Genomic DNA, 4,420 nt, shown 5'->3' with positions numbered 1-4,420 from the left:
CAGCATCCCGCAGCGTAGACCGCGACCCGCGGGCAGGCGGTCGGGCAGGATGGTGAGGTGGTGATCGAGCGCCTGCGTGTCATCGGGCTCGGGGCGGGCGGCGCGGAGCACGTGACCGCCGAGGCCGCGCACGCACTCGCGACGGTCGACGTCCTCCTCGTGGAGGAGACGGGCACGGGAGCGCACACCGCACACCTGGCTGCCGCCCGCCGGGCGGTGTGCGACGCGCTGATCCCGGCCGACCACCGCTACCGCGTGGTCGACGTCCCCACGGCCGCCGACAGCGCGGCCCGCGTTGACGCGTACGCCCTGGCCCTCGACGCCCTCGACAGCGAGGAGACGACGGCCGGGCTGCCCGTCTGGGGAGAGCCTGCCGCCGAAGGCGCGGCGATCGGCGTGGTGGAGGCGCTCGTGGAGCGGTACGCCGGGCGCGGTGTGCACGTCGACCACGACGTGATCGCCGGGATCAGCGCGCCACAGCTGCTGGCGGCGCGCCACCGGGTCGTGCTGGGACGGTCCGGGGCGCCGGTCCACCTCACCAGTGGGCCCCGCCTGGCGGACGAGTACGAACCGACGCTGGGCGACGTGGTGGTCCCCTCGGACCCGGACCTGGCGTGCGCGGGCCTCGCGGACGCCTTCCCCGACCTCGTGCTCTTCTGGGGCGCCTACCTCGGCACGCCCGACGAGCAGCTGGTCCACGGCCGGCTGGCCGGCGTCCTCGAGGACGTGCGGCGGGTGCGGGCCGACTGCCTCGAACGGCACGGCTGGGTGCTGGACACCTACCTGCTGAGGTCGCCCGGGGGCGTGCCGGCCGGGCCCGTCCCGGCGGGCTTCCCGGAGACCGGCCCGCTGACCGACGGCGTCCTGACGGTGCGGCCCGTCACCGTCGCCGACTGGGAGGTGGTCCGCGACGAGCACAACAACGAGGAGTCGCTGCGGTGGGACTTCTCGGGTGAGCCGCTGGGCGACGAGGAGGCCAGGCGCAAGACCGCGGGTGCTGCACGCGAGTGGCGACGCGGGCGGGCGGCGCGCTTCGTCATGGTCGACGCCGCCAGCGGTGCAGGCGCCGGCGTCATCGGCGTGCTGAGGCTCGGGCCCCCGGGGACAGGACTGGTGGGGTACGGGGTGCTGCCGGCCTTCCGCGGCCGCGGCTTCACGACCCGGGCGCTTCGGCTGGTGTCCCGGTGGGCGTTCGAGGAGGCGGGCCTCGCCAGGCTCGAGCTGGGCCACAAGGTGGGCAACGAGGCCTCCGGGCGTGCCGCCGCGAGGGCCGGCTTCCACGCCGAGGGCCGGCTCAGCGGACGGCTGCCGAACCCGGACGGCACCTGGTCCGACGAGGTCTACTACTCACTGACCCGCGAGGCGTTCTCGGCGGGATCGCGGGGCTGAGTCCCTCCGGCTAGGGTGCGACCGTGCACCACGAGGGCGCGGTGACGACGACGGCCGTGCCCGACGACCGACCGGTGCGCGTCGAGCAGTGCCGGCTGCGCCGCCCGGCCGGGTGGGCGATCGTCGTGGGCGCTCTGTCGCTGCCCGCACTCGTCGTCGGCGCGCTGGCACTCTCACCGGACGCCGCCTACAAGACCGCCACGGTGCTCGGAGTCGCAGGTGGCGCTTTCGCCTGCGCCTGGCTCGTCGGCTCCAGCGGTTCCTCGCACTCGCCTTCACCCTCTGGGCGGCTGTCGTCCTACGACTGACCCGAGGCGCCCAGGTCGTCGCACACGCCGCCGGCCTCGACGCGTAGCCGCGTCGGCCTAGAGGCGGGCCAGGAATCCGAGGACGCGCTGCTGCACGAGGCCCGCCGCCTGCGGGTCGTAGGCCGTCGTGCTGGCGTCGGCGAACAGGTGCCCGCAGCCGGGATAGGTGAAGAGCTCGCCGTCGGGTGCCGCCGCGACGATGGCGCGAGCGGCGTCCACGTCGCCCTCGTCCATGAAGAACTCGTCGGCCTCGCCGCCGTGGACCTGGACGGGGACGCCCGCCGGCCACCCGGGCGCGAACTCCCCGAGCGGGATCGCCGAGTCGAGCAGGACGGCCCCACGGGCACCGGGTCGGGTCTGGGCCAGGCGCTGGGCAGCCATGACGCCGAGGGAGAAGCCGGCATAGACGAGGTCGTCCGGCAGACCCTCCGCCGCCGCGACTCCCTGCTCCTGGAGGCGGTCGAAACCGACGGACCGCGCCTTGGCCATGCCCTCGTCGAGCGTGGCGAAGCTCTCGCCGTCGTAGAGGTCGGGCGTGTGCACCGTGTGCCCTGCTGCCCGCAGGGCGTCGGCGAAGGCAAGGAAGCCCGGGGTCTGCCCCTGGGCGTGGTGGAGGACGAGGACGTCGGCCATGCTTGCTCCTGTGCTCGAAGGTTTCCCGGCTGTTGATCCAACAATCTAGACTGATCCAACAATGTCGATCAATAGCCCGCAGCTGCCCGACTACGAGCTCGCCGACACCGTCGAGCTCACGACTCCTGCCCAGCTGCGCGCCATCGGTCATCCGCTGCGGTCCTCGCTGCTCGACCTCGTGCTCGAGCGCGCGGCAACCGTCGGCGAGCTGGCCGCCGCGGTCGGGAGGCCGAAGAGCACCGTCGCGCACCACGTGGGCGTGCTCGTCGACGCCGGCATGCTGCGCGTCGTGCGGACCCGACGGGTGCGTGCCATCGACGAGCGCTTCTACGGCCGCACCGGACGCACCATCACGATCGGGATCGCCCGCCGCCCCGGCGACGACACGACGCCCGTATGCGTCAACTCGCTGTCCGTGGCGGCGGCGGAGTCGGTGCCGGCCCACGAGGACGACACCCTCTACAGCACCCTGCGCCACGCGCGGATCCCGCAGGAGAGCGCGTCGGAGTTCTGGCGTCGCGTCGAGTCGCTCGTGCGGGAGTTCAGCGCCCTGCCCCGATCCGGACGGACCGTCTACGGCCTGGCCGTCGGCCTCTATCCCACCGACCAGCCCGTGCTGCCCGACGCGGACTGACGTCAGACTGACATCCGACTGACATATTGAGCGCATGCAGCTGGAGTTCAGCGGTGAGGTCTGGCAGTGGCGCGGGCCGGCGCCGTACTACTTCGTCACCGTGCCGGAGGACGAGTCGCAGGCCCTGCACGACGTGGCGCACGTGAGCTACGGCTGGGGCATGATCCCGGTGACCGCATGCCTGGGAGGCACCGAGTGGACGACCTCCCTCTGGCCCAAGGACGGCGGCTACGTCGTCCCGCTCAAGGACGCCGTGCGTCGGGCCGAGGACGTGCAGGAGGGCGACACCGTGTCGGTCGGCCTCGACGTCCGCGTCGACGACTGAGCACTCGCGGCGACCCGCGACGATTTCCACCGGTTCACGCGATTCCCGGGATTCGTTATGACCGTTCCGCTCCGATACGTCCGGTTGGGCCCCATGATGTGTACGCACGCCGTCGGGGGACCGCGGGCGTCGACGACGCGTACAGGGGAGGAACACCGGATGACTGACGTCTGCACGGACTCGGGCCACGACCCGCTGCCAGGCAGGACGACCGTGACGGCGCAGGGGGGCGGCGTGTCCTTCGACGTGCCTGTGGCCTGGGACGCGATCGAGCTCGCGCCCGGCGAGGTCGTCGCAGCGGTCGAGCCGGACGACGCAGACCGCTTCCGCACCAACGTGGTCGTGACGTTCACGCCGGTCGACGGCGCGCTGGTCGACTGGGACCGCGAGGCCTCACTGCGTGAGGCGGCCGAGCTCGACGGCTACCTGCTGCTCGACCGGGAGGACGTCGAGGTCGGCGGTCATCCCGGCACGCGCCGGCTCACCACGCACGCGACCCCGGCCGGCGAGTCCGTGACCACCGAGTGCTGGTCCACCGTCGTCGACGGCATCGGCATCACCCTGATCGCGCGGGTGGCGACCCTGCGCGTGCCCGAGATGGCCCCGGTCATCGAGGCCGTCGCAGCCAGCCTGGTGGTGCGGACAGAGCGGCTGGTCGCAGCGTGAGCGTCGACTTCGACGCGACCACCGGGCACCTGCAGCTCGACCCGGAGGCCTTCATCGGCCTCGTCGACTACGCGACGGAGCCCGAGGGCGTCTGCGACGAGCTCGTGGCTCGGCTCCACCGGGCGGGCGTCGTCTCGGACGGCCGGCCGCACCTCCTGCTGCGCAACGCCCTCGCGGCGGTGACGAGCTCGTTGGGCTCGCTCCAGGTGCTGGTCAGCACTCCGGGCGAGGTGACCCTGCACCAGTGCTGGGTGGCCTTCGTCAGTGCCCTGCTCAGTGACCTCGGTGACGGCACCTACGAGTTCGCAGCGGTCAGCACCGACTTCCTGCCCACCGCGATCGCGCGGCGCACCGGCCTGGCGCCGCGTCCTCGTCTCGAGCAGGCGAAGGCAGTGGTGGACGAGTCTCTGCTCGACGCGCTCTCTGCCGGCTCCGACCGGACCCGCGTCGCCGGCGGCGACGCAC

Annotated in this window: 7 protein-coding genes; 6 read left to right on the top strand and 1 reads right to left on the bottom strand. The window is 73.0% G+C overall.

Translation table 11 applies throughout. From position 1 onward, the window contains the following. Nucleotides 1–57 precede the first annotated feature (57 nt). Nucleotides 58–1,389: a GNAT family N-acetyltransferase gene (locus tag ABD194_RS07670; protein ID WP_343989689.1), complete on the top strand. Its 1,332-nt coding sequence runs from the start codon at nt 58–60 to the stop codon at nt 1,387–1,389. Between the two features lie 23 nt (nt 1,390–1,412). Continuing rightward, nucleotides 1,413–1,697, top strand: a complete 285-nt coding sequence (locus ABD194_RS07665; RefSeq protein WP_343989687.1) for a hypothetical protein — start codon at nt 1,413–1,415, stop codon at nt 1,695–1,697. 57 nt (nt 1,698–1,754) lie between these two features. On the opposite strand, the gene ABD194_RS07660 is transcribed toward ABD194_RS07665, so the two are convergent. Beyond that, nucleotides 1,755–2,330, bottom strand: a complete 576-nt coding sequence (locus ABD194_RS07660) for a dienelactone hydrolase family protein (protein WP_343989685.1) — start codon at nt 2,328–2,330, stop codon at nt 1,755–1,757. Between the two features lie 61 nt (nt 2,331–2,391). Here ABD194_RS07660 and ABD194_RS07655 point away from each other — a divergent pair, with 61 nt between their 5' ends. The 4 genes from ABD194_RS07655 to ABD194_RS07640 form a co-directional block, all read left to right on the top strand. Continuing rightward, on the top strand, nt 2,392–2,964 hold the full coding sequence (locus ABD194_RS07655) for an ArsR/SmtB family transcription factor (RefSeq protein ID WP_343989683.1): 573 nt from the start codon (nt 2,392–2,394) through the stop codon (nt 2,962–2,964). Nucleotides 2,965–2,998: 34 nt separating this feature from the next. Then, nucleotides 2,999–3,289 carry a DUF1905 domain-containing protein gene (locus tag ABD194_RS07650; protein ID WP_343989681.1) on the top strand — a complete coding sequence of 97 codons (291 nt, stop codon included), beginning with the start codon at nt 2,999–3,001 and terminating at the stop codon, nt 3,287–3,289. Between the two features lie 159 nt (nt 3,290–3,448). Continuing rightward, the gene (locus ABD194_RS07645; RefSeq protein ID WP_343989679.1) at nt 3,449–3,955 is read left to right on the top strand and encodes a hypothetical protein; all 507 of its coding nucleotides are present in this window, start codon (nt 3,449–3,451) and stop codon (nt 3,953–3,955) included. Then, nucleotides 3,952–4,420: hypothetical protein (locus tag ABD194_RS07640; protein ID WP_343989677.1), on the top strand; the 469-nt coding region annotated here is incomplete at its 3' end. The genes ABD194_RS07645 and ABD194_RS07640, both read left to right, overlap by 4 nt.

It is taken from the genome of Terrabacter terrae (assembly GCF_039529575.1).
In the GTDB taxonomy this organism is placed as follows: Bacteria; Actinomycetota; Actinomycetes; order Actinomycetales; family Dermatophilaceae; genus Terrabacter; species Terrabacter terrae.
This window is presented reverse-complemented; position numbering and strand designations above follow the sequence as displayed.